Origin of the sequence: Bradyrhizobium sp. 190 (assembly GCF_023073415.1) — a bacterium.
In the GTDB taxonomy this organism is placed as follows: Bacteria; Pseudomonadota; Alphaproteobacteria; order Rhizobiales; family Xanthobacteraceae; genus Bradyrhizobium.
On the sequence record NZ_JADPJL010000085.1, the window covers coordinates 114,855 to 138,527 of the forward strand.

At 62.7% G+C, this 23,673-nt stretch carries 25 protein-coding genes and 1 pseudogene; 11 read left to right on the plus strand and 15 right to left on the minus strand.

Annotation, left to right across the window (positions count from 1 at the left end; translation table 11 throughout):
* Positions 1 to 7: 7 nt before the first annotated feature.
* Complete coding sequence (locus IVB22_RS40970) at positions 8 to 1,699, minus strand: diguanylate cyclase domain-containing protein (RefSeq protein WP_247522806.1); 1,692 nt, start codon at positions 1,697 to 1,699, stop codon at positions 8 to 10.
* Between the two features lie 128 nt (positions 1,700 to 1,827).
* Between IVB22_RS40970 and IVB22_RS40975 the strand changes: the two genes are divergently transcribed.
* Positions 1,828 to 2,505, plus strand: a complete 678-nt coding sequence (locus IVB22_RS40975) for a YggS family pyridoxal phosphate-dependent enzyme (RefSeq protein WP_247522807.1) — start codon at positions 1,828 to 1,830, stop codon at positions 2,503 to 2,505.
* A 46-nt stretch (positions 2,506 to 2,551) separates the two neighbouring features.
* Here the strand turns inward: IVB22_RS40975 and IVB22_RS40980 are convergent, their stop codons facing one another.
* Together IVB22_RS40980 and IVB22_RS40985 are read right to left on the minus strand one after the other, a co-directional pair.
* Positions 2,552 to 3,337 carry a 2-keto-4-pentenoate hydratase gene (locus tag IVB22_RS40980; protein WP_247522833.1) on the minus strand — a complete coding sequence of 262 codons (786 nt, stop codon included), beginning with the start codon at positions 3,335 to 3,337 and terminating at the stop codon, positions 2,552 to 2,554.
* Between the two features lie 14 nt (positions 3,338 to 3,351).
* Positions 3,352 to 3,921, minus strand: a complete 570-nt coding sequence (locus IVB22_RS40985) for a L,D-transpeptidase (protein ID WP_247522808.1) — start codon at positions 3,919 to 3,921, stop codon at positions 3,352 to 3,354.
* A 270-nt stretch (positions 3,922 to 4,191) separates the two neighbouring features.
* Here IVB22_RS40985 and IVB22_RS40990 point away from each other — a divergent pair, with 270 nt between their 5' ends.
* Positions 4,192 to 4,878, plus strand: coding sequence for a response regulator transcription factor (locus tag IVB22_RS40990; protein WP_028348340.1), 687 nt, complete (start codon positions 4,192 to 4,194; stop codon positions 4,876 to 4,878).
* Positions 4,879 to 4,929: 51 nt separating this feature from the next.
* Positions 4,930 to 5,370, plus strand: coding sequence for a cyclic nucleotide-binding domain-containing protein (locus tag IVB22_RS40995; RefSeq protein WP_247522809.1), 441 nt, complete (start codon positions 4,930 to 4,932; stop codon positions 5,368 to 5,370).
* 158 nt (positions 5,371 to 5,528) lie between these two features.
* Here IVB22_RS40995 and IVB22_RS41000 read toward each other — a convergent pair whose 3' ends face one another.
* The 4 genes from IVB22_RS41000 to IVB22_RS41015 form a co-directional block, all read right to left on the minus strand.
* Positions 5,529 to 6,344 (minus strand): exodeoxyribonuclease III, encoded by an 816-nt coding sequence (locus IVB22_RS41000; RefSeq protein WP_247522810.1) that lies wholly within the window; start codon positions 6,342 to 6,344, stop codon positions 5,529 to 5,531.
* Between the two features lie 212 nt (positions 6,345 to 6,556).
* Entirely contained in the window at positions 6,557 to 7,366 is an 810-nt protein-coding gene (locus IVB22_RS41005; RefSeq protein WP_247522811.1) for an outer membrane lipoprotein carrier protein LolA, read from the minus strand.
* A 125-nt stretch (positions 7,367 to 7,491) separates the two neighbouring features.
* Positions 7,492 to 9,936 (minus strand): DNA translocase FtsK, encoded by a 2,445-nt coding sequence (locus IVB22_RS41010; RefSeq protein WP_247522812.1) that lies wholly within the window; start codon positions 9,934 to 9,936, stop codon positions 7,492 to 7,494.
* A gap of 12 nt (positions 9,937 to 9,948) precedes the next feature.
* Positions 9,949 to 11,175 carry an aminotransferase class I/II-fold pyridoxal phosphate-dependent enzyme gene (locus IVB22_RS41015; protein ID WP_247522813.1) on the minus strand — a complete coding sequence of 409 codons (1,227 nt, stop codon included), beginning with the start codon at positions 11,173 to 11,175 and terminating at the stop codon, positions 9,949 to 9,951.
* 174 nt (positions 11,176 to 11,349) lie between these two features.
* Between IVB22_RS41015 and IVB22_RS41020 the strand changes: the two genes are divergently transcribed.
* Entirely contained in the window at positions 11,350 to 11,580 is a 231-nt protein-coding gene (locus IVB22_RS41020) for an AbrB/MazE/SpoVT family DNA-binding domain-containing protein (RefSeq protein ID WP_247522814.1), read from the plus strand.
* A 3-nt stretch (positions 11,581 to 11,583) separates the two neighbouring features.
* Entirely contained in the window at positions 11,584 to 11,994 is a 411-nt protein-coding gene (locus tag IVB22_RS41025) for a type II toxin-antitoxin system VapC family toxin (protein WP_247522815.1), read from the plus strand.
* Positions 11,995 to 12,001: 7 nt separating this feature from the next.
* Here the strand turns inward: IVB22_RS41025 and IVB22_RS41030 are convergent, their stop codons facing one another.
* Positions 12,002 to 12,406 carry a GFA family protein gene (locus IVB22_RS41030; RefSeq protein WP_247522816.1) on the minus strand — a complete coding sequence of 135 codons (405 nt, stop codon included), beginning with the start codon at positions 12,404 to 12,406 and terminating at the stop codon, positions 12,002 to 12,004.
* A 149-nt stretch (positions 12,407 to 12,555) separates the two neighbouring features.
* Here IVB22_RS41030 and IVB22_RS41035 point away from each other — a divergent pair, with 149 nt between their 5' ends.
* The gene (locus tag IVB22_RS41035; RefSeq protein ID WP_247522817.1) at positions 12,556 to 13,041 is read left to right on the plus strand and encodes a DUF4240 domain-containing protein; all 486 of its coding nucleotides are present in this window, start codon (positions 12,556 to 12,558) and stop codon (positions 13,039 to 13,041) included.
* A 190-nt stretch (positions 13,042 to 13,231) separates the two neighbouring features.
* Here IVB22_RS41035 and IVB22_RS41040 read toward each other — a convergent pair whose 3' ends face one another.
* From IVB22_RS41040 to IVB22_RS41055, 4 genes are all read right to left on the minus strand, one after another.
* Positions 13,232 to 14,674: an ammonium transporter gene (locus IVB22_RS41040; RefSeq protein ID WP_247522818.1), complete on the minus strand. Its 1,443-nt coding sequence runs from the start codon at positions 14,672 to 14,674 to the stop codon at positions 13,232 to 13,234.
* Positions 14,675 to 14,712: 38 nt separating this feature from the next.
* Positions 14,713 to 15,051: a P-II family nitrogen regulator gene (locus tag IVB22_RS41045; protein ID WP_008142813.1), complete on the minus strand. Its 339-nt coding sequence runs from the start codon at positions 15,049 to 15,051 to the stop codon at positions 14,713 to 14,715.
* A 308-nt stretch (positions 15,052 to 15,359) separates the two neighbouring features.
* Entirely contained in the window at positions 15,360 to 16,667 is a 1,308-nt protein-coding gene (locus tag IVB22_RS41050) for an ammonium transporter (RefSeq protein ID WP_247522819.1), read from the minus strand.
* 81 nt (positions 16,668 to 16,748) lie between these two features.
* A complete protein-coding gene (locus IVB22_RS41055; RefSeq protein WP_108520132.1) occupies positions 16,749 to 17,087 on the minus strand; it encodes a P-II family nitrogen regulator in 339 nt (112 codons plus the stop codon).
* A gap of 246 nt (positions 17,088 to 17,333) precedes the next feature.
* On the opposite strand from IVB22_RS41055, the gene IVB22_RS41060 reads away from it, so the two are divergent.
* Positions 17,334 to 18,221 (plus strand): DUF4339 domain-containing protein, encoded by an 888-nt coding sequence (locus tag IVB22_RS41060; protein WP_247522820.1) that lies wholly within the window; start codon positions 17,334 to 17,336, stop codon positions 18,219 to 18,221.
* Positions 18,222 to 18,224: 3 nt separating this feature from the next.
* Here the strand turns inward: IVB22_RS41060 and tesB are convergent, their stop codons facing one another.
* Entirely contained in the window at positions 18,225 to 19,085 is an 861-nt protein-coding gene (gene tesB, locus IVB22_RS41065) for an acyl-CoA thioesterase II (protein ID WP_247522821.1), read from the minus strand.
* A gap of 135 nt (positions 19,086 to 19,220) precedes the next feature.
* On the opposite strand from tesB, the gene IVB22_RS41070 reads away from it, so the two are divergent.
* On the plus strand, positions 19,221 to 20,438 hold the full coding sequence (locus tag IVB22_RS41070; protein ID WP_247522822.1) for a ubiquinone biosynthesis hydroxylase: 1,218 nt from the start codon (positions 19,221 to 19,223) through the stop codon (positions 20,436 to 20,438).
* 106 nt (positions 20,439 to 20,544) lie between these two features.
* On the opposite strand, the gene IVB22_RS41075 is transcribed toward IVB22_RS41070, so the two are convergent.
* Together IVB22_RS41075 and IVB22_RS41080 are read right to left on the minus strand one after the other, a co-directional pair.
* Positions 20,545 to 20,742 carry a Trm112 family protein gene (locus IVB22_RS41075; protein ID WP_247522823.1) on the minus strand — a complete coding sequence of 66 codons (198 nt, stop codon included), beginning with the start codon at positions 20,740 to 20,742 and terminating at the stop codon, positions 20,545 to 20,547.
* 49 nt (positions 20,743 to 20,791) lie between these two features.
* A complete protein-coding gene (locus tag IVB22_RS41080; RefSeq protein ID WP_247522824.1) occupies positions 20,792 to 21,328 on the minus strand; it encodes a TetR/AcrR family transcriptional regulator in 537 nt (178 codons plus the stop codon).
* Positions 21,329 to 21,420: 92 nt separating this feature from the next.
* Here IVB22_RS41080 and IVB22_RS41085 point away from each other — a divergent pair, with 92 nt between their 5' ends.
* The 3 genes and pseudogenes from IVB22_RS41085 to IVB22_RS41095 all read left to right on the plus strand — a co-directional run.
* Complete coding sequence (locus tag IVB22_RS41085; protein ID WP_247522825.1) at positions 21,421 to 21,771, plus strand: hypothetical protein; 351 nt, start codon at positions 21,421 to 21,423, stop codon at positions 21,769 to 21,771.
* Positions 21,772 to 22,091: 320 nt separating this feature from the next.
* Positions 22,092 to 22,253, plus strand: a pseudogene (locus tag IVB22_RS41090) (CadC-family transcriptional regulator); the annotation flags it as partial.
* 116 nt (positions 22,254 to 22,369) lie between these two features.
* The coding region (locus IVB22_RS41095; protein ID WP_276576939.1) for a chemotaxis protein CheB at positions 22,370 to 23,673 on the plus strand (1,304 nt) is incomplete at its 3' end.

The following is a 23,673-nucleotide window of genomic DNA, read 5'->3' on the forward strand; positions in this document are numbered from 1 at the left end:
GTGGCGCTCACCCCGCCATCGCCATCCCGGCTTCGTCCACCAGCTTGGCAAAGCCGTGCTCGACCACGGTGTTGCGGCCGCGGTGTTTGGCGGCGTAGAGGGCGGCGTCCGCCGCCTCGATCAGGTCGCCGGGGGTTTGTGTGTCGCTTGGCAGCGTTGCCGCCACGCCGACGCTGACGGTGACGGTGCAGTAGCTGGAGGTGATGTGCGGCAGGCCGAGGCCCTGGACGGTCGCGCGTACGGTTTCGCCGATCTCCAGCGCTCTCTGGGGGCTCGTGTTCGGCAGCAACAGGCAGAATTCCTCGCCGCCATAACGGCCGGCAAAACCCATCGTGTCGGCGGCGATGCCGGCCAGCGCTTCACCGATCCGGGTGAGGCAGGCGTCGCCCTCGGGGTGGCCATAGGTGTCGTTGTAGAGCTTGAAGTGGTCGACATCGATCATCAACAGCGACAGCTCGCTGTCATATTGCTGCGCCTTCAGCCATTCGAAATCGAGCCGGCTCTGGAAGCCGCGGCGGTTGGCGAGGCCCGACAGCATGTCAATCGAGGCCATCACGGTGAGCCGGTCGTTGGTGGCGACCAGCTCGCGTTCGCGCTGGCTGAGTTGGGCCGCCATCGCATTGAAGGCGCGGGCCAGCGGCATGAATTCCGCAGGCAGGCGGCTGCGCGAGACGCGGGCCGACGAGTCGCCTTCGCCGAACCGCTTGGCCATGCCGGTCATGACTTCGATCGGGTTGATGATGAGCTTCTCTGCCCCGATCAGCGCGCCGAGCAGCACGAATAGGCAAACGAATCCGAGTTGCAGATAGGCGGTGCGGATATCGCGATTGATCGCGGCCGTCACCTTGTCCTCGTCGATGCTGACGATCAGGCGCGATTGCGTCCCGGGGATGCGCGCGAAGCTGATGGTGCGCTTGGAGCCGTCGGTGGCGGCAAAGGAAATCGAGCCCGTCTCGGAGTTGGAGCTGAGCGCCTTGTAGGTGATGGCCGACAGCAGCGGTACGTTGTCGAGGGGTTGGCCGAGCATGCTGGCCTGGTCCGGTGGTGCCGCCAGCACGACGCCGGTGCTGTCGATCAAAACAGATGAAATGCCCGGGCGTCCGCCGAGGTTGGCCATGATCTTCGACAGCCAGTCGAGATTGATGCCGGCGACGGCAACCGAATCTTCTTCCGGATTGATCGCGGAGACCGGGTAGGCCGCCATCATGATCGGACGGTTGTTGGTTTTGCCGAAGAGATAGTCGCTGAAAACGAAATCGCGGGCTTCCTGCGCCTTCTTGAAGTAGTCGCGATCGCCGATGTTGAGGCCGACCTGAATGTTCAGCGTGGAACACTGCACCACGCCTTCCTTGCTCACGAGCATGATGCTGCGGATCCAGGGCAGGTTGGCGGGCAGGCTGGCGCGCAGGATTTCGCAACTGCGCCCGATACCGCTGGAGGCGCGGATATAGGCGGCCGATTTCAGCATCGTCTCGACGGAGGAGATCACCTCGCGCTGGGTCTCGGCGCTGTGGTGGGTGATGTTGGCGTATTCTTCTGACGCCATCGCGATCTGTTTGGCGCGCGTGTCTTCGAGCGAGCGGACGCGCTCCAGCATCAAGGGCGCCACCAGCATCAGGGCCAGCATCGCAAGCCGCGCCCGGATTCCCAGAAGCTTCTTGAGTTTGACCCGATTGCGGTTGAAAGTAACGCCAGACATCCTTGCCCCCCGCTCCGCAAGGTAGAGCGAAGGTTTCAAAAAGCCTTTCCCGAACTTGGTAAAATTCGAGGAAATGCCGTAAAATTTGCGGCCAGGATCGACCAAGAATAGGACATGACGCGAGAGAGATGGCGACGCCGCTAACCAAGTCTTTACCAAACGGTCTGGCTCAGGTGGAGCAGGACATCGCGCGCGCGTGCAAGGAAGCGCGCCGCGAGCGCGCATCGGTGACGCTGATCGCGGTGTCGAAGACGTTTGAAGCGACAGCAATTTCGCCTGTTATCGATGCCGGACAGCGCGTGTTCGGCGAAAATCGCGTGCAGGAGGCCAAGGCGAAATGGCCGGCGCTGGTTGCAGCTCATCCCGGGATTGCATTGCATCTGATAGGGCCGCTGCAATCCAACAAGGCGAAGGAGGCCGTGGCGCTGTTCGATGCCATCCATTCGGTCGACCGGCCCAGCATTTGCGAAGCGTTAGCCAAGGAAATCAATTCGCAGAACAAACGGCCGGAATTGTTCGTTCAAATAAACACCGGTGAGGAACCGCAGAAGGCCGGCATCGCGCCTGATGAGGCCGACGCCTTTATCGCGAGCTGCCGCGACAAATACGGTCTCGTCATTTCCGGCTTGATGTGCATCCCGCCGGTCGACGAGGCGCCGGCGCCGCATTTTGCGTTGACGGCGAAGATCGCCGCGCGCAACGGGTTGAAAAATCTGTCGATGGGCATGAGTGCCGACTTCGCAGTAGCGATCCAGCTCGGCGCCACCCATGTGCGCGTGGGCTCGGCGATTTTCGGGACGCGGTAACTTCGTCGTCCCTGCGAACGCAGGGACGACACCGGGTGTGACGCGCCTACTTAAACCCCACCGACACCTTTCCGAGCGCGCCGAAATCAACGGCGCAAAAATCACCCGATTGAATCGGCAGCGGCGCGTGGCAGGTGCCGGTCGTGACGACACGGCCGGCCTTCAACGTCACGCCAAGCTGGCGCAGTTCGTTGGCGAGCCAGGTCAGTGCAATTCTGGGGTCGCCGAGCACATTCTTGCCGTGACCAGTGAATTGCTGGCCGCGCATCGTGATGACAGGCCGTTCCTCGACAAGATCGAGCGAGCGCCAGTCCACGCTCGTCGGCGGTCCCAGCACGAACAGATGCGCGCAGGCGTTGTCGGCAATGATCTGCGCGGCGCCGGCGCTGACGAAGTCGGCAAACCGCGAATCCGGAATCTCGATGGCCGGATGCAGCGTGTCGACCGCGTCGACGACCTGCTGCACTGTATAGGGCGTGGTGCGCGCCGGCAGATCCACGCGCATGCGAAAGGCGAATTCCGGCTCAGCGACGCGCATTTCGTTGCCCGCCATCGGAGCCGTTCCGCCATCCGATATCACGGTCTCGGCCAGGATGCGCCCGGCCATCGGGCCGTCGACGTTGATGTGCTTTTGTCCGGCCTCGCTGGTGGCCGCGATCTTCCAGCCGAACAGACTTTCAGACGAATATTTTTCGATTCCAGCCTGGATCGCATAGGCCTCGATGCGGTCGCGCGGCCGCAGTCTATCGTCGAGGCCGGAGAATTTGGTGCCGGCGCGCCAGTGGTCGTGCAGCGTCTTTGACGCGGCTGCTATCGCGTTCTTGTCGAGCATTGTTTTCATCCTCATCAGCCGATCATGATTTTCGTCTGCGGGCCCATTCGCCGCAACAGCCGCAGCATGGCGGATTTCGTCATCGAAACGCATCCCGCGGTCGGCGAGAAATTGGACCGCGCCAGATGCAGGAACACAGCACTGCCGCGGCCGGCTACCCGCGGGCCGGCGTTGTGATCGATTTCGACGATGAAATCGTAGAGGTGGTCCTCGCGCGTCAGCCGGTCGCCGGGCTGGTCGCGGACCAGACGGATCGGCTGATTGTAATGGCGGTCCTGCGGGTCCTCGCACCAGGCGTCTTCGGGCCGGATCGGCCGGACCGGCAGATAGGTCCGCGGTCGAGCGTGGCGGTCGGCACGCCACCACAATTGCAGCGGACGGTACGTGCCCCTCGGGGTGCCGCCGTCGCCCTCCCGTTTGTTGGCGAGGATGCCGCCGCGACCAAGTGCCACCGGCACGGTCCAGCCGTCCGCAGTCAGCCAGCCCCGGCGCGGGTCGCCGGCAGCCCTCTGGACCCGAATTGCCGTCAGCGGCCGATCACGCGCAGCTGTCTTATAAGTGATTGAAATAGTGTTGCTTTCCATTCCAATGCCCGAATCCTGGGATTGCCTGCCCGGCCACGATTGTCCTATGGACGCCATTACAGGACATTCGTCCAAACGCGCCTCAAATTTGGGATAGACTGCGGTTCGGCTTGAGAATCTGTAACAATTTCCTACCTCAATGCGAGTCAGTACTCTGATGACCCGGCTTGCTCGCGAAGTTTGCCTGCGAATCAGGTTGTCACCGACCAAGACCCGGCTTGAGACGCTTCCACTTGTGTCCGCCGCCTGCCCTCAAGAGGATCGTATCCTATGCCCAATGCCCGCAAGATCCTGATCGTGGATGACGACACCGATCTGCGCGACACGCTGGTCGAGCAACTATCGTTGCACGAGGAGTTCGAAGCTTCCGCTGTCGATACCGGGGCCAAGGGCGCCAGCGCCGCCAAAGCCAATTCCCCCGATCTGGTGCTGATGGATGTCGGCTTGCCGGATACCGACGGAAGGGAAGTCGTGCGCAGCCTCCGCAAGGGCGGCTTCAAGGCGCCGATCATCATGCTGACTGGCCACGACACCGATTCGGACACCATTTTGGGGCTCGAATCGGGCGCCAATGATTACGTCGCAAAACCGTTCCGGTTCGCCGTTCTGCTCGCCCGGATCAGGGCACAGCTCCGCCAGCACGAGGCCAGCGAGGACGCGGTGTTTTCGGTCGGTCCCTACAGCTTCCGGCCCGGCTCCAAGATGCTGACCGCCGCCAATGCCAGAAAAGTGCGGCTGACCGAGAAGGAAACCGCGATCCTGCGCTTCCTGTATCGCGCCGGCCAGTTGCCGGTGTCGCGCGAGACGCTGCTGCAGGAAGTCTGGGGCTACAATTCGGGCGTCACCACGCACACGCTGGAAACCCATATCTATCGTCTGCGGCAGAAGATCGAGAAAGATGCGGCCAACCCGGAAATCCTGGTGACGGAAGCCGGTGGCTACAAGCTGGTGCCGTGATACGATTCGTAGCCACGATTCGTAATTTTGGCGCATCCTGGTCACAGGTCCATGTCGATCGAAGATGATGTAGCCCTGCTCGAGCGGGTCCCGACACTGCGTCTGTTGGGAACGACGGCTTTGCGCATGCTGGCGATCGGCTCGGAGCAGCGCGATTTCTCGCCCGGCGATTATCTGTTCAATGCCGGCGACGAAGCGGATGCCGGCTATATCGTTCAACGCGGCGCGATCCGCGTCGAGGACGGCGGCGCCGAAGTCGTTGCGGGCCCCGGTGCCCTGATCGGCGAACTGGCGCTGATCGTTGCGATGAAGCGGCCGTCCAGCGCGGTCGCGCTTGATCATTCCTCGGTCATCCGAGTGGCGCGCAGCCTGTTTCAACGCGTACTCGAAAGTGATCCCGGCGCCGCGCGCCGACTGCGCGACGAACTCGCCACCCGCACCAGCCAGCTCGCCAGCGATATTCTGATGGCCGGCGCCAAGCTGAGTATTTGAATCTCGCTATCCGTCGTCCCGGACAAGCGAGCGGAGCGGCGCGATCCGGGACCCATACGCCGCGACTGTTGTTGTCCAGGCAGGATGGTCGCCGACATTCCGTCAACAATTGGCGACGGTGGCTATGGGTCTCTGCGTTCGCAGGGACGACGAAGCAGCTACACGTCCAGCGTCACCGTCACCGGCACGTGGTCGGACGGGCGCTCCCAGCTTCGGGCATCGCGGGTGATCTTGAAATCGGTGACACCGTCTTTCAGCGCGCGCGAGACCCAGATGTGGTCGAGCCGCCGGCCACGGTCGCCCACCGTCCAGTCGGCGGCACGGTAGCTCCACCACGTATAGACCTTTTCCGAAAGCGGAATCCGCTCGCGCGCGACGTCGAACCATTCGCCGTGGGCCTGCGCGGCCAGGAGCTTCTCGCATTCGATCGGCGTGTGCGAGACGACCTTCAAAAGCTGCTTGTGCGACCACACGTCGTTCTCATGGGGAGCGACGTTGAGGTCGCCGACCAGGATATGCCGGTCGTCGCCGCGCGGATGCAGCGGTTCGCACGCCTTCATCTCGTCGAGAAATTTCAGCTTGTGATCGAACTTTGGATTGAGGGCGGGATCGGGAATGTCGCCGCCGGCCGGAACGTAGAAATTGTGCAGCACCAGCGGCTTCGCAAGCTGCGCCTTTTCGCCGAACGCCACCGAGATGTGACGCGAATCGATCTTGTCGCAGAAGGTTCTGATATCGGTGGCCTCGAACGGTAGTTTCGAGACGATGGCGACGCCGTGATAGCCCTTCTGTCCGTTCAGTGCGACGTGCTCATAGCCGAGACGCTTGAAGCGCTTCAGCGGGAAAGCGTCGTCGATGCATTTGGTTTCCTGCAGGCACAGCACGTCCGGCCGCGCCGATTTGAGGAATTTGGCGACGATGTCGATGCGCAGGCGCACCGAGTTGATATTCCAAGTTGTCAGGGAAAAGCGCATGAGGACCGTGTACTACCACGGTTCGCGATGACGTCGCCCTGCTTGTCCACAGGTGGAATTTCGTAGGGTAGGCAAAGGCGCGTCTGCGCCGTGCCGACCATCTATCGAACCGCGACACTGTTGGTGGGCACGCAGAGCCTGTCATCGGGCGCGCATTCGCGCGACCCGTTGGCTTTGCCCACCCTACGGGAAGAATGGAGAAGGCGCACCGTTCAGTTCGCCGGAGTGATGTAGTTGGTGAAGTCGATCTTGAAGAGGCCGGGATCGACCTTCTTGGTCGAGTCCAGATTGTAGACCGCAACCGTGGTGTCGTAGCCCTGCGGGTCGGTCACTGTCCATTGCTTGAGCTGGCCGTCCTTGACGCCGACCATGAGCATCAGCCGACTGGTGCCGATCAGGGCCTGCTTCTCCTCGATGGTGACGCTGATGTAGACGTCATCGGCCGTGACGCTGACGACATTGGTGTCCTTCAGCAGATCGATCCGGTCCGACAGCAGGAAGCGCAGCGGCGTCTGCGATAGCGGATAGATGTCCTGGGTCGCAAGCTTCGTATCGCGGACCGCCAGCGACGAGCCGTCGGCGATGATCGCGATCGGGCTGGGCGCATCGTATTCGAAGCGCACCTTGCCCGGCTTCTGGATGTAGAAATCGCCCTTGGTCTTGCTGCCGTCGGGGCCGACCTGGACGAAATTTCCAACCAGCGTCTGCAGCGAGGACAGATAGGAACTGACCCGGGCAGCCTGCGCCTTCTGGTTGGCGTCGAAGGTTGCAAAAACATTGGCCGGGACATTGCGGTTCGGGTTGGGAATCACCGGGTTCGGCGGCGTTTGGGTGGCGCCGGTAGTCATCGGCCCCTTGTTGTCCTGCGCACTCATCTGCACGCCGCCCTCGCGCGCCTTGGGCGCGGGCTTCGGAACCGGCACGGTCTGCGAGAGAGCCGGCGTCGCGAAGCCCGCGATGGATGTGGCGATCAAAAGGGCCAGTCCGGAGCGGAGCCCGCGATGGGTGGGTTGTTGTGTCATCAGGTATTTCAGATCTCTATTCGACGAGGCATCCCGCTGCCGGCTATTTTATCGTGCTTTCGACCAAAGGAGATATCGTTTTTCCGTGAAAATAGTTGCGCCGAATCCGCATTTGGCGCCGGCACCTAGAATCCGCCCTCTTCCTCCGCGACCAGAATTTCGCGCTTGCCGGCGTGATTTGCCTGCCCGACGATGCCTTCGAGTTCCATCCGCTCCATCAACGACGCGGCACGGTTATAGCCGATTTGCAGCCGGCGCTGAATGTAGGAAGTCGAGGCCTTGCGGTCGCGCTTGACGATCGCAACCGCCTGCGAGAACAGGTCGCCGCCGCCATCGCCGCCCATACCGGTAGAATCGAAGACCGCGCCGTCTTCGTCGGTCGGTTCTTCCGCGGTGACCGCTTCCAGATATTCCGGCTGACCCTGCGTCTTGAGATGACGCACGACCTTTTCGACTTCCTCGTCGGAGACGAACGGGCCGTGCACGCGGCTGATGCGTCCGCCGCCCGCCATATAGAGCATGTCGCCCTGCCCGAGCAGCTGCTCGGCGCCCATTTCACCGAGGATCGTGCGGCTGTCGATTTTCGAGGTGACCTGAAACGAGATACGGGTCGGGAAGTTCGCCTTGATGGTGCCGGTGATGACGTCGACCGACGGACGCTGCGTGGCGAGGATCACGTGCAGGCCGGCGGCGCGCGCCATTTGCGCCAGCCGCTGCACCGCGCCTTCGATATCCTTGCCGGCCACCATCATCAGGTCGGCCATTTCGTCGACGATGATGACGATATAGGGCAGCGGATCGAGGTCGAGCTTTTCTTCCTCGTAGATCGCCTTGCCGGTTTCCTTATCGAAGCCGGTGTGCACCGTGCGCGTCAGATCTTCGCCTTTGCCCTTGGCTTCGACGAGGCGCTGGTTGTAGCCGTCGATATTGCGCACACCGAGCTTGGCCATTTTCTTGTAGCGCTCTTCCATCTCGCGCACGGCCCATTTCAGCGCCACCACGGCCTTCTTCGGATCGGTCACGACCGGCGTCAGCAGATGCGGGATGCCGTCATAGACGGAGAGTTCGAGCATTTTTGGATCGACCATGATCAGGCGGCACTGATCCGGCCGCAAGCGGTAGACCAGGCTGAGGATCATGGTGTTGATGGCGACCGATTTGCCGGAACCGGTGGTGCCGGCGATCAGCATATGCGGCGTGCGCGCGAGATCGATGATGATCGATTCGCCGCCGATGTTCTTGCCGAGGCAGAGCGGCAGCTTCGCGTGCGACTCGTCCTTCGCAGTCAGCAATTCGCGCAAGTAAACCTTTTCGCGATGCACATTCGGCAGTTCGATGCCGATGGCGTTGCGGCCGGCGACCACGGCGACGCGAGCCGAGAGCGCACTCATCGAGCGGGCGATATCGTCGGCAAGGCCGATCACGCGCGAGGATTTGATGCCGGGCGCCGGTTCGAGTTCGTAGAGTGTCACGACCGGGCCGGGATTGGCCTTGACGATCTCGCCCCGGACGCCGAAATCGCCGAGCACGCCTTCCAGCGCCCGCGAATTGGCCTCCAGCTCGGCCTTGCTGAGCGGCTGCCGGTCCGACGCCTTGGGCGCCGTCAGCACCGAGACCGAAGGCAGTTCGAATTTTTCGGATTTACGCGCCGCCGCACGCGCTGCAGGCTTCTTGCGCGGAGCGCGGGCGGCCGGGACTTCCTCGTCCTCGTCTTCCTCTTCTTCCTCGTCCTCGAATTCCTCGTCCTGCGGGGCCAGTGCCGGCGCGGCGCGGCCACCGCTGAGGCTTGGTTCCTGACGTTCGAACGAGGCTTTACGAGGTGGCGGCGAACTCGACACCAGCGATCGATAGGCCGCGCTCATCAGCCAAGCGAGCCGCGCCTTCGCGCTCATCAGCGCGTGATACACCCATCCGAGCGAGACCGAACTGCGATCCCCTTCTTCCTCGAAGGGCGTGTCATCGTCCTCGATCGGTGTCAGCGCTTCATCCCTCGGGCGAGAGCCCCAGCCGCTGGCAAACAGGAAGGCCGCGCACATCGCCGCGAACAGGATGATGCCGAGCACGAGGCGATAGGTGAAGCCGGCCGGACCAAACACCACGGCCGGCGCCCGCACCAGCGCGTCGCCGACGACGCCGCCAAGGCCGGTCGGCAGCGCCCACGCGCCGCCATGCGGCCAGCAGCTTGCAAAGCCTGCCGCGATCACCGTGCACAGAATCCAGCATCCAAGGCGCAGCGCCTCCCGGTCGAAGGTGCGATGGGTCAGCATGCGCCAGCCCCACACCGCGACGGGGAGGATCAGCATGATCGCGCCGAGGCCGAGAATCTGCATCAGGAGATCGGCGCCGATCGCGCCGGGGTAGCCGAGAACGTTGCGGATCGGACGCGATGTCGCGTGGCTCAGGCTCGGGTCCTGTACCGACCACGTCATCAACGCTGCCGCCGCCACGCCTGACAACGCGATCAGGCTGAGGCCTGCAAGCTCGCGCAGGCGCCGTGCGAGGGCGTCGCGGATTGAGACCGGCAGATGGCCGACCAGGGGAATGACACGTTCGATCGCTGGCATGCTCATGGGGCCCTGCGATTAATCCAGAATTTCGACCAGCCGGTGCAATGCCTCGGCTGTTGATTCACTGTCGGAGACCAGCGCGAGCCGGATATAGCCAGCGCCGGGATTGAAGCCATCGTTCTGCGGCCGCGACAGATAGCTGCCGGGGATCACGCGGACGCCCGCATCCCGATAGAGTTTGACCGCCGTTGCCTCGTCGCCGCCGCGCTCGGAGACGTCAAGCCAGACGCAGAAGCCGCCGGCGGGTCGCACATAGCCGTAGCGGCTGCCGAGAATCTGGTCGGCGAGGTCGAACTTGATGCGGTAAAGCCTGCGGTTTTCTTCGACGTGCATTTCGTCGCTATAGGCGGCGACCGCGACGTGCTGCAGCGGTACCGGCACCTGAGGTGCCGCGACATTGCGCAATTCGTGAAAGGCTGAGAGAAACTTTCGGTCGCCGGCGGCAAAGCCGACGCGCATGCCGGGCAGGTTCGAGCGTTTCGACAGCGACTGGAACGCAACGACGTTGGTGAAGTCGGGCCCGGCGCATTCGAGCGCGCTGCCCGGCGCCTGCCTGGTGTAGATTTCCGAATAACACTCGTCGCTCAGGATCATGAAGCCATGGCGGTCGGCGAGTTTCTTCAAGCGGATGAAGTAGTCGCGCGAGGCGACCGCGCCTTGCGGATTGGCGGGCGAGGCAATGAACATAGCCACGGTTCTGGCCAGCGTCGCCTCATCGAGCGCATCGAGATCAGGCAAAAATCCGTTGGCGAGCGTAGTCGGCAGGTAGATCAGTTCGCAACCGGCGGCGCGGGCGCCAGCGCCATAGGCCGGATAAAACGGGTTGGGCATCAGGATCGCGGGCCGGCCCTTGCGCGGGCCAACATAACGGGCGGCGGCGATCGCCGCGAAAACCAGCCCCTCGCGGCTGCCGTTCAGCACCAGGATTTCGCTCTCGGGATCGATCGGCCGCGGCAGTTGGAACCGGGTCGACAGCCAGTTCGCTGCCGCCCGCCGGAACGGCTCAATGCCCCTGGCGAGGGGATAGCGGCCGAAATCGGCAATGTGTTTCGCCAGAACCGGTCCGACAAAATCCGGCACCGGGTGCTGAGGTTCGCCTAATGACAGCGTAATCAGCGGCTTGGCCGGTTGGTAGGGTGCCAGCAGCTCGGTCGTGCGCAAAAACGGCGAGCGCTCGGCCTGACTGGCAGGGGTTGCACTGCCAGCGCCCTGCGCTACGCCGGAAGAGGCGGTCATTGCCATGTCTGAAACGCCAGCACTTTCAAAAGCAGTCGAAGGACCTACCCGACGACCGGAACACATCAAACCACCATAGATACGGCGAGGTTAAGACGCGATTAACCATCGGTCGCGCTGGACAATTTGCGAGGTATTACCATATCGTAGGTCGGTATTACCAGCGCCTGAGAGTTTGCCATGGCAACGACAGTTACGAGTAAAGGCCAGGTGACGATTCCGAAGCCCGTGCGCGAGCATCTCGGGATCACCCCGGGAAGCCAGGTCGAGTTCCGGCGCGCCGCCGACGGCAGCATCGTGATCGAAAAAGCCGATGGGACAAGGCAGCCCAGCCGCTTTGCCAAGCTGCTCGGTATCGCCGGCCCGGGTCCTTCCACGGACGAAATCATGGCCATCACGCGCGGGGATTAGCCCGTGACGCTGGTGGATTCGAACGTGCTGTTGGACATTTTCACGCAGACTCCGGGCTGGTGGGAGTGGTCTCTTGCGCAACTGGAAGACGCAGCTCTCCAAGGTCCACTTCTGATTAATGACGTCATCTTTGCAGAAACGTCGATCCGCTTTCCAAAGATCGAGGATTTTGAAAAAGCTTTGTCGGATGCTGGCATTACCGTTGTGCCGATACCGAGGATGGCGCTGTTCCTCGCGGGCAAGGCTTCCGTTCAGTACCGTAACGCAGGTGGCGCCCGCAGCAGCGTGCTGCCGGATTTTTTCATAGGCGCTCATGCAGCGGTCGAACAGCTTCCGCTTCTGACGCGTGATACGCGGCGCTATCGGACCTACTTTCCGGCTGTGACGCTCATCGCGCCGGAGGCAAGCGCATAATACCCAACTATCGTTGCGGCAGCCGCTCAAACGCCGGCATGCCGTCGGGCACATGGTGGAAGGCCTGCTTGTCGACCGTGTAGATCGCCATCTGCGGGTCGAAAAGGGTGGGGTCGTCGAAGGTTCCAACCTTCAGCACCACAGCAGGCAATCCGGGCACCTTGGTCACCATATGGGTTCCGCATTCCGGGCAGAACTCGCGCGTCACGGCGCGCTCGAGGTCGCTGCGGGTGAACTGCTTTGGCTGGCTCGCGGTGTATTTGAAGCCATCGACCGGCATCGCCACGAACATGTTCGGCCCGCCGCCCGAGATATACTGGCATTCGCGGCAGTGGCACTGCGCTTTCATCATCGGTTCGCCATCGGCCTCGTAGCGCACCTTGCCGCAATAGCATCCGCCTTCGAGTTTCATGACGTCCTCCCGGTTCTGTTACCCTATTCCGCCGCCGCAGCGCGGGTTTGGCAATCCTTTTTTAGCCCTGACTTTGGTTTTGACATCGATTCCGCTACCGCCGAACTAGGCTGCGGCGTGGATCGTAATGCCGCTGGCAGGAGCATGTGATGGACGAAACGGGTTTCTGGAAAATCGTTCAGGCCGCGAACGATACTTCCAGCGGTGACATGGATCGAAAATGCGACGCGCTGCGACAACAAATCTCGTCGCTCTCGAAGGCCGATGCGATTGAATTCGCCCAACTCTTCGACGCCATGATGGACAAGGCCTATAGCTTCCCGCTGTGGGGCGCGGCTTATGTCATCAACGGTGGATGCAGCGACGATACCTTCGGCGATTTTTGCTCCTCGTTGATTTCCCGAGGGCGTCAGGCATTCGAGCGTGCCCTGACGGATCCCGATGCGCTCGCCGACGAGGATTTCAGCGAATCGGATTGGTTCTACGAGGGCTATCAATATGCCGTCACCGACGGCGTCGAGGCGGTTGCCGGCCATCGACCGCAACGGAGCATGCCGGATCAGCCCGCAGGCGCCGAGTGGCAAGAGGACGATCTCGACACGCTGTTTCCGAAACTCAGCGCCAAGTTCGGATGACTGGAGCCGGCGTGCTCAACGTGCGTTCTGGTATTCGCTTGCGGCTTCAAGAAAAAAGAAAGGGGCTCCAACTTGCGCTGGAGCCCCTCAACGGTCAGGGCATTGCCGGGTATGTGCCCGAACCGGAGTTGTGGATGCGACCCCGGGGCAACGACTACGTTGTCCCCTGGGGATCGCACCCCGGGAGAACTTACATGTTGTAAGCGCGCTCCGTGTGTTCGGTGACGTCGAGGCCTTCACGCTCGGTTTCGACGTTGACGCGCAGGCCGACGATCACGTCGACGACCTTGAAGAGGATCGCCGAACCGATGCCCGACCACACCAGCGTGGTGCAGACGCCCCAGAGCTGCGAGGTCATCTGGCCCACGAAGTCGTATTCGGCGATCTTGCCGAGGGCGTAGTCCATGACGCCGGTGCCGCCGAGGGCGGGATTCACCAGGATGCCGGTGCCGAGCGCGCCGACGATGCCGCCGACGCAGTGGACGCCGAACACATCGAGCGAGTCGTCATAGCCCATCGCGTTCTTCACCACGGTGCAGAAGAACAGGCAGACGACGCCGACCACGAGACCGAGCACGATCGCACCCATCGGACCGGCATAACCGGCCGCAGGCGTGACCGCCACGAGGCCTGCCACCGCGCCCGACAACGCGCCGAGCACGGAAGGATGGCCCTTGACGATCCATTCCGCGAACATCCAGGCCATCGCCGCCGCTGCGGTCGCAACGAAGGAGTTGGTCATGGCGAGTGCTGCGCCACCGGAGGCTTCGAGGTTCGATCCGGCGTTGAAGCCGAACCAGCCGACCCAGAGCAGCGAAGCGCCGATCATGGTCATGGTCAGCGAGTGCGGAGCCATCAGCTCCTTGCCGTAGCCGACGCGCTTGCCGATCAGCAGCGCGCCGACGAGACCGGCAATACCGGCATTGATGTGCACCACGGTGCCGCCGGCGAAGTCGATCGCACCCTTCTTGAAGATCCAGCCGGCATCGGCGTTGATCTCCTCGAGCTTGGTCTGCGCCGCGGTCTTCGCCGCACCGTCAGCCGCCGCGGCAAGCGCCTTGGCTGCATCCGTGATCAGGTCCGGTCCGGGCCAGTACCAAACCATATGCGCGATCGGGAGGTAGATCAGCGTCACCCAGAGCGGGACGAACAAGGCAACCGCCGCGAACTTCATCCGCTCGGCGAAAGCGCCGACGATGAGGGCGGGGGTGATCGCCGCGAAGGTCATCTGGAAGCAGATGTAGATGAGCTCGGTGATGTTGGCGTCGACGCTGAAGGTCGCCGCTTTCGTATCGGTCGTCACGCCCATCAGGAAGGCCTTGGAGAAGCCGCCGATGAAGTCGGAACCGCCGGTGAAGGCGAGGCTGTAGCCGTAGAGCGCCCAGAGCAGGACGACGATGCAGACGGTGTAGAAGACCTGCATCAGGACCGAGAGCATGTTCTTGGAACGGACGAGACCGCCATAGAACAGCGCCAGGCCCGGGATGGTCATCAACAGCACCAGCACTGTCGACGTCAGCATCCAGGCGTTGTCGCCCTTGTTGACGGTCGGCTCAGCGTAGGCCGCGGTCGCGGCCAACAGGCCGACTGCGAGGGCCGTCAGTCCCGCGCTATAGGGACGTTTAAACGTCATTTGATTTTACTCCTGAGTGGTAAGGTTTGAGCGCGAAATCAGAGGGCCGCGGCATCCGCCTCACCCGTGCGGATGCGCACCGCATGGTCGAGGTTGATGACGAAGATCTTGCCGTCGCCGATCTGGCCGGTCTTGGCAGCTGATGTGATGGCGTCGATGGTCTTGTCGACCTGGTCCGAGGCAACAGCGACCTCGATCTTGATCTTGGGCAGGAAGCTCACGGCGTATTCGGCGCCGCGATAGATTTCCGTGTGACCCTTCTGGCGGCCATAACCTTTGACTTCCGTCACCGTGAGACCGTGAACGCCAATGGCGGTCAGGGCGTCACGGACTTCTTCGAGCTTGAATGGCTTGATGATCGCCATAACAATTTTCATGGGTCCTATCCCCGCTTGGGCCCGGTTCAGACCGACCGGGCGTTCTCGACTGAGATTCACCACGCGGAGATGTTCACTACGCGGGCACAGCCAGGACCCTTAGAATCAAATGCCGTGCCAGATCGGGACCGCTCCCTAACAGATTATGAATCCGGCCCTTTTCGTCCTTTGCGGGAATTGCACGTTCCTGCGCCATTCCGTCGCGCCCAAAGCGTAGTCAGGCTTGCTCAAATCGTGGGCAGGCTGCTGAGCAGCGACCAAGTCCCTGCTCAGAGGCAGTGCAAGAAAGTGGTAACGGGGTGGGCGGCCTATTGCAGCGCTTCGCCATGCTGCGAGATATCGAGGCCTTCCAGTTCCTGCTGCTGTGACACCCGCAGCGGCGCGAACACGCCCACCAACTTGAGCAGCACAAAGGTGACGCCGCCGGACCACACCAGCGTGGCGCCGATGCCATAGAGCTGGATCAGGACCTGTTGCGGATTGCCCTCGATCAGACCTGCGGTGCCGCCGATCGCGTTCACCGCAAAAACACCGGCGAGCAATGTGCCGGTCAATCCGCCAACGCCGTGGACGCCGAACACGTCGAGTGAGTCGTCATACTTGAAGCGCTGCTTGAGCCAGGTGCAGGCCCAGAAGCAGAGCGTTCCCGCGACGACGCCGATGACGACGCCGTGCCACGGCGCAACGAATCCGGAGGCCGGCGTGATGGTGCCAAGACCCGCAATGGCGCCCGATATCATGCCGAGCACCGACGGCTTGCGCCGTGTCGCCCATTCAATCGCGGCCCAGGTCAGCGCGCCGGCGCAGGCGGCCAGATGCGTCGCGGTGATCGCCATAACCGCGCGCGAGTTTGCGGCCACCGCCGATCCGCCATTGAAGCCGAACCAGCCGACCCACAACAATCCGGTGCCGATCACGGCAAGCGACAGGTCGAATGGCGCGAGGTTCTCGCTGCCGTAGCCCTGACGCCGGCCCAACACCGTCGCCGCAACCAGTCCGCCGATGCCGGCGGAAAGATGCACGACGAGGCCGCCGGCGAAATCCAGCACGCCCAAGGTGGCGAGGAATCCGCCGCCCCATACCCAGTGCGCGAGCGGTACATAGACGAACGTGAACCAGCCGACGCAAAAAAGCAGATAGGCCGAGAACCGCATCCGGTCCGCCACCGCGCCCGCCACCAGCGCCACGGTGATGATCGCAAACGTCATCTGGTACAGCATGAAAAGCGCTTCCGGTATCGTCTTCGCCGCCGGGTGGACGCTCTCCATCGTCATGCCGATCAGGAACCAGCGATCGAGCGTTCCGATCCACGGACCGTCGCCGACGAAGGCCAGCGAATAGCCGAACGCCACCCAGAGGATCGAGATGATCGCAACGGCGGAGAGGCTCTGCGCCATGGTCGCAAGCACGTTCTTCTTGCGCACCATGCCGGAATAGAACAGCGCCAGACCTGGTATCGTCATCATCAATACCAGCGCGGTGGCGACGATCATCCACGCGGTATCGGCAGCGTTGATGGTGGACGTCTCGGCGGCCAGGGCCGGCGTCGCGAGCGAGCCCGCCGCAACAGTGATGAGCGCAGCATTCGCTGCTGCACGATACGATAGTGCCCCCATGGAAATCCCCCGGCCTGTTGTCGTTTCTTGGCTTCTCGCGTTCAGCGTCGTTGCCGCCGCGTCTTGAACTTTCGTGATGCCTCAGAGCGCGTCACTATCGGTCTCGCCGGTGCGGATTCGTAAGGCGTGGTCAATCGGTGTGACGAAGATCTTGCCGTCGCCGATCTGCCCGGTACGCGCGTTCGCGGTAATGACCTCGACCGCCTTCTCGGCGACGTCGGACGCGACCGCGATTTCGATTCGGAGCTTGGGCAGGAAGTTCACGACGTATTCGGCGCCGCGATAGATTTCGGTGTGGCCCTTCTGGCGGCCGTAGCCCTTGACCTCGGTCACCGTCATGCCGTGGACGCCGATGGCCGTCAGCGCCTGGCGCACCTCGTCAAGCTTGAAGGGTTTGATGATCGCGACGACGAGTTTCATGGTCAGGCCTTCATTTCCCAGGATACTTTTTTGAGCATTCGGCACGCTGACCGCCAAGCGGCTCGGTGCCGACGCAAATCTGGCATCTTTCTGGGCAAATGGCACAAAAAAGTTGCAGGTAGAAGGGGAAAACATTTCGGGCTGGTGACATCGATCACTGTACAGGCGGTAGGATCGTCCGCCAAAATGCGGTTTCACCGCCAGCCGTCCGGCTGGCTTCCCCTCTCCACGGCTCAAGGGACAAAAATGTCGAACCGATCGTGGTTTTATGCATCCAGCGGCCAGCAACAGGGCCCCTATCCGGAGGCGCAGCTTCGCGACCTCATTACCCGGGGCATGGTTGGGGCGGACACGCTGGTCTGGACCGAGGGGATGTCGGGCTGGCAGCGAGCCGGAGACATTCCCGGCCTGGTTCCCGGCGGATCAGCCCCGCCGTCCATTCCGCACCCCGGTGGCCCACCGGCGATGGGCGCCGCTTATAGCGGCGGACCGCTGTCGATCGATTTCGGAATCCTGGAGTTTACGTGGCGTACCCTGGTGCTCGCGGTCGGTCTGATCTTCATCATACCGGCACCGTGGGTTCTGATCTGGTACATCAAGTGGATCGTCCCGTGCGTGCGCGTGCCGGGACGGCCGAACCTCAGCTTCGAGGGCGAGGCGATGACGATCGTTCCCTGGTTTTTTGGCTTCGTCGTTCTCATGATTGGCGTTGGCCTGATCGGCAGCCAGTTGCTCAGCAATCTGATGATCCTCGTTCAGATGGCCCTGTACTGGTTGTTTCTCAAATGGTTCATCGCGAATCTCGCGTCCAGCGGGCAGCCACTCGAGCTCAGTTTCTCCGGCCCGATCTGGGCTTACCTCGGCTGGACCATTCTTGCGGCTATCTCCGTCATCACCATCATCGGCTGGGCCTGGGTTTACGTTGCCTGGATGCGCTGGTTTTGCCGGAACATCCAGGGCACGCGGCGCGAAGTCCTCTTCATCGGCAGCGGCCTGGAGTTTCTGTGGCGTGCAATCGTGGCGGCTCTCGCCAGCATCTTCATCATCCCGATACCGTGGGTGTATCGATGGATGTCGCAGTGGCTGGCGTCGCAGACTGTTCTGGCTGAGCGAGGCGCATCGGCCAACGGCTAATGCTCACCTGCGCTCGCGCACCGAGCCTTCCTGGGCCACCGACGCCACCAGCGTGCCGTCGGGCTTGAAGATCAGGCCGCGGGTCAATCCGCGGCCGTCTTGCGCGCTCGGCGAGTCCTGTGCGTAGAGCAGCCATTCGTCGGCGCGGAACGGCCGGTGAAACCACATCGCGTGGTCGAGGCTTGCCGGCATCATGCGCTTATCGAACAGCGTGCGGCCGTAGCGCGCCATCACCGCATCGAGCAGCGAGAAATCCGACGCATAGGCCAGCGCGCACAAATGCAGCGCCGGATCGTCGGGCAGCTTGGCCGCAGTGCGAATCCAGACATGAATGCGGCCGTCGTCTATCTTCTGGCCGAAATAGCGGCCGAGTTCGACCGGGCGCAGCTCGATCGGCCGGTCGGATTCATAATAGCGGCGGATGAATTCCGGCATCTCCTTGAACATCGGCTGCTTCGACACTTCTTCCGCCGTGAGTTTTTCCGGCGGCGGGACATCCGGCATCTTTTCCTGATGGTTGAACGCGCCTTCCTCTTCCGCATGGAACGACACCATGATCGAGAAGATCGCGTTGCCATGCTGGATCGCGGTGACGCGACGGGTCGAATAGCTCTTGCCGTCGCGCAGGCGTTCGACCTGGTAGATGATCGGGATCTGCGGATCGCCGGGCAGGATGAAATAGCAATGGATTGAATGCGGCAGGCGGCCCTCGACGGTGCGGCATGCCGCCACCATGGCCTGCCCAATCACCTGACCGCCGAACACCCGCTGCCAGCTTGTCTTCGGGCTGTTGCCTCGGAACAGGTTCACCTCGAGCTGCTCGAGATCGAGAATGGAAATCAGGTCAATCAGGCCCTTGGACATGGTGTGCTTTCGGTCGATCCCGGCCGCAAATGATCGCAACCCTGGGCGTTAAGTACCTTGTTTCTCGGCCCTGTTTCGCCCAGCTATTATCAGGTAGCAAGCGTAGTCTGACGAAGTAACCCGGGTAAGGATCGCATGGCGGCACAGCGAAGCATTGTCATCTGCGGCGGCTCCTTTGCCGGGCTGGCGCTGGCGCTGGCGCTCCGTCAGGGCCTTGGCGCTGACATTCCCGTCATCGTGACCGATCCGGCCCTGGCGGTGCGGCCAAGCCGCGATCCGCGGGCGACCGCCATTGTGGCCGCGTGCCGGCGGTTGTTCGAGGCGCTCGGCGTCTGGGACCAGGTATCGGACTCCCAGCCGATCCTCGATATGGTCGTGACAGATTCCAGACTGGAGGACGCCACCCGTCCGGTGTTCCTGACCTTTGCAGGGGAAGTCGAGCCCGGCGAGCCCTTCGCCCACATGGTCGAAAACCGCCGGCTGATCGATGCGCTGGTCGCCCGCGCCGAGGCTGAAGGCATCGATCTCCGGGCCACGGCGGTTTCGACCTACGATTCACGTTCTGAGGGCGTCACCGTGACGCTCGCCGACGGCAATGTCGTCGAAGCAAGCCTGCTGGTCGCCGCAGACGGCGCGCGCTCAAAACTGCGCGAGCGCGCGGGCATTGTCACTCACGGTTGGGATTACGATCAATCCGGCATCGTCGTCACCGTCGGCCACGAGCGGGATCATCATGGCCGCGCCGAAGAGCATTTTCTTCCCGCAGGTCCGTTCGCGATCCTGCCGCTGACCGGCAAACGCTCGTCGCTGGTGTGGACCGAGAATCGCGCCGAGGCCACACGCATCACCGCGCTCGGCGAAGCCGAATTCCACGATGAACTCGAGAAGCGCTTCGGACTGCACCTCGGCGAGATCAAGGCGCTCGACAACCCGCGCGCGTTTCCGCTCGGCTATTTCGTCGCGCGCTCATTCGTCGCCGAGCGGCTGGCGCTGGTCGGCGACGCCGCGCACGTCATTCATCCGATCGCGGGGCAGGGCCTCAACATGGGCCTCAAGGACGTCGCGGCGCTGGCCGAAGTCGTGGTCGATGCGGCCCGGCTCGGCATCGATCCCGGGCAGGCCGATGTGCTCGACCGCTACCAGCGCTGGCGGCGCTTCGACACCATGGCGATGGGGCTCGCCACCAATTCGCTGAACTTCCTGTTCTCGAACGAATCGACGCTGCTGCGTACCGTGCGCGATATCGGGCTTGGCCTCGTCGATCGCGCCCCGCCGCTGAAGGGCCTGTTCATCCGCCAGGCCGCAGGTTTGTCAGGCGAAGTACCGCGGCTGCTGAAGGGCGAGGCGTTGTAGTTTCTCGTAGCCCGGATGGAGCGCAGCGCAATCCGGGTTGGTCTCGGTTCAATTGCAAGACCGTTCCCGGATTTCGCTTCGCTCCATCCGGGCTACGCGATTTCTCTCAATCGATCTTCCGCGCCTCTTCCGGCAGCATGATCGGGATGCCGTCGCGGATCGGATAAGCGAGTTTTGCCGAGCGCGAGATCAGTTCCTGCCGGGTCGAATCGAATTCGAGCGGGCCTTTGGTCACCGGACAGACCAGGATCTCCAGCAGCTTCGGATCGACGGTGCCGTCGAGGCGTTCGGACGAGGCGTTCATTTACTGTCTCCGGATAGGCGTGGTCCTTACCATACTGGATCGCGAGATGTCATGACGCTGACATCCGCACCAGTTCGTCGACCACGGCCTGTTGTCGCGTCTTCGGCAGCGGCTGATCCGATAGCGCAAAGCCGAGAAACGCCCAATAGAAAATTTGGGCGCGGGCGCGGGCAATTTCCGCCGATAATCCGGACTGCGCCAGAAGGCCCTCCACATAGCTCAGCCGCCGCCGGTCGATCGCCTGCACGGCGGCACGGGCGGCGGGATCGACGCTTGCCCAGCTGCGGACCGCCCGTTCCAGCGTCAAGCGCTCGCCGAACACGCGGCGCAGCAGCAGCGCGAGCGGGTTCTCGTCGTTCGAGGCGGCCTCGACATTGGCGATGATCTGCTCGGCCGCAACCTCGTGCCAGCGCGCGAGGATCGCGGCATGGAAGGCGCCGATATCGGCGAAATGCCAGTAGAAGCTGCCGCGCGACACCCCCATCGCCTTGGCCAAAGGTTCCGCCTTCAATGCGGTGAAGCCGCGGCTCGCCAGTGTCTTCAGGCCCTGATCGAGCCAGTCCTTTGCCGAGAGTTGATCGTTCATGGTCGGTCCCGTGATGCCGCCACCATACACTACTGTATTGACAAGCGCCAGAATGCGGCGCATAACCATACAGTAGTGTATGGAGAAATCCGATGCGCGATCTCATTCTGCAATGCGCTGGCGTCGCCGGAATAGCGGTGGCGCTTATCCACGGTGTGCTGGGGGAAACCAAGGTGTTTGCCAGGGCGACCATTCAGCCGGAGAGCCTGCGGACCCTGATCCGCCTCGTATGGCAGGCGGGTACGGTGGCCTGGATCGGCGGCGGCGTGCTGCTGATTGCCGCGCCCTCGTTTGGGTCGGAGAGCGCGCGGCACTGGATCGTCGTGACGATCGTCGCGGTCTACGCCTTTGCCGCCGCCGCCAATGCCTGGTGGTCACGCGGCCGTGGCTTCGGCTGGAAAGCGCTCGGCGCCGTCGTCGTGCTCGCCGTGGCGGGTTATTAGACGGCTTCGTTCCGTCCGCCGCGCGACTGACGGATTGCCAGAAGGCAAGCAATGCCCGGTGATCGCCCGCAAGGTGACAGTCGGAAAATTGCGGGAAATAACCGAGGGCGAGCCGATGTCGACCGCCACCTCCCATAGGTGGAACAAGCGCGGCCGAGTAGCCAGATCGAAGGGACGGCCCAAAGCAGGACGCGTGAGCGGGCCAGTGCCGCCCCGGCCAGAAACGCGCCACCGAGAAGCAGGAATATCACCCCCATATCGCGCACGAAGTGCTGATTGAAGGGTCCGGTGGATGTCACGCCGGGGACCGCCAAGTACCAATCGCCGGGCGGACCGAGGAAGGGAGCAGAGTCACGGCTCGGCTGCGCAAGCTGGACCCTTCGTTGCGCATCTCCAATCTGAGGGACTGGCTTCCGATCCACCGCGCGCAAGATCTCGCGACGGTCGCGGACGGTATGCGAAAGGCAGGCCTCCCGGAGTGACGGGAAATGGGAACCGGTTCCTCTCGGCTTTCTTGTTTATCCGGCTTCAAAGGGTCTAGTGTCCGAGCGGCGCTTGCGCCCCGTCAAAGTCGATGATTGAGGGTGGACGACGAGAGATGGACGACGAAACGTCGAACAGGGGGGCGCGCACCGCGAAAAGCTCGGTCCGCAGGCGCCCGCCCTCGCTGGTGGTAGGCATCGGAGCTTCCGCGGGCGGGCTCGCCGCCTTCAGAAGCTTCTTCGACCACATGCCCGTCGACACCGGCATGGCCTTTGTGCTGGTGCAGCATCTCGATCCCGGTCACAAGAGCATGCTCGTGGAACTGCTCCGACCTCACACCGCGATGGATGTCGTGGAGGCGCAGGACGGGGCAGCGCTCACGGCTAACCTGATTCATGTGATCCCGCCCAATGCCACGCTGACGTTGGAAGGCGACATGCTGCGGGTTTCCGTGCCGGCGCCCGCGCGCGAATATCGCCGCCCGATCGACACTTTCTTTGCGTCTCTCGCGGAGAGCCAGGAGGACTGTGCAGTCGGCATCATTTTGTCGGGTGTCGGCAGCGACGGATCGTTGGGCGTCAAGGCGATCAAGGAATATGGCGGCTTCACGCTTGCTCAGGCGGATTTCGACGAAACTGCGATGATGGGGATGCCGCGTAGCGCGGCCGCTACGGGACTCGTCGATCACGTCGCATCGGTCGACCACCTGCCGGGCAAGCTTCTCGAACATCAGGCCTATTTGGCCAAGGTCGAGGAGCGAAAGGATACCGACGGCGCGCGTGAGGATATCCAGGAAAATCTGGCCGCGATTACCGCGGTGCTGCGCAAGCGGCTCAAGCACGACTTCAGCGGCTACAAGTCGAACACCATGATCCGTCGTATCCAGCGGCGGATGCAGGTGCTTCAGATCGAAGCCGTGCCCGCTTATGCCGAGCATTTGCGGCGCGAACCGTCCGAAGGCGACGCGCTGTTCCGGGAACTTCTGATCGGGGTGACGCAATTCTTCCGTGACGAAGATGCATTCGAAGCACTTAGGGCGAACTTCCTGCCGCCGCTCCTCGCCGGCAGAGAGCCGGATGATCCGATCCGGATCTGGGTCGCCGGCTGCGCCACCGGCGAAGAAGTGTATTCCATCGCCATCCTGCTGCAGGAGGCGCTCGGAGCGCACCGTGCCGATGCCGCGGTGACGATCTTTGGAACCGACATCGATGCCCAGGCCATTGCGTTTGCGCGCGCCGCCCGTTTTCGCAGGATAGATGGCCTCTCGGCCGAGCGGCTGCAACGCTGGTTTGTAAAGGACGGCGAGGATTACCTTCCGACCCCCTTGGTTCACAGAACAAGTGCAACACCTGCTATGGTGTTGTTGCGATGGGACAATGTTATTGCCAGCTCAGCCTTGAAGAGCGGATCGAGATTTAT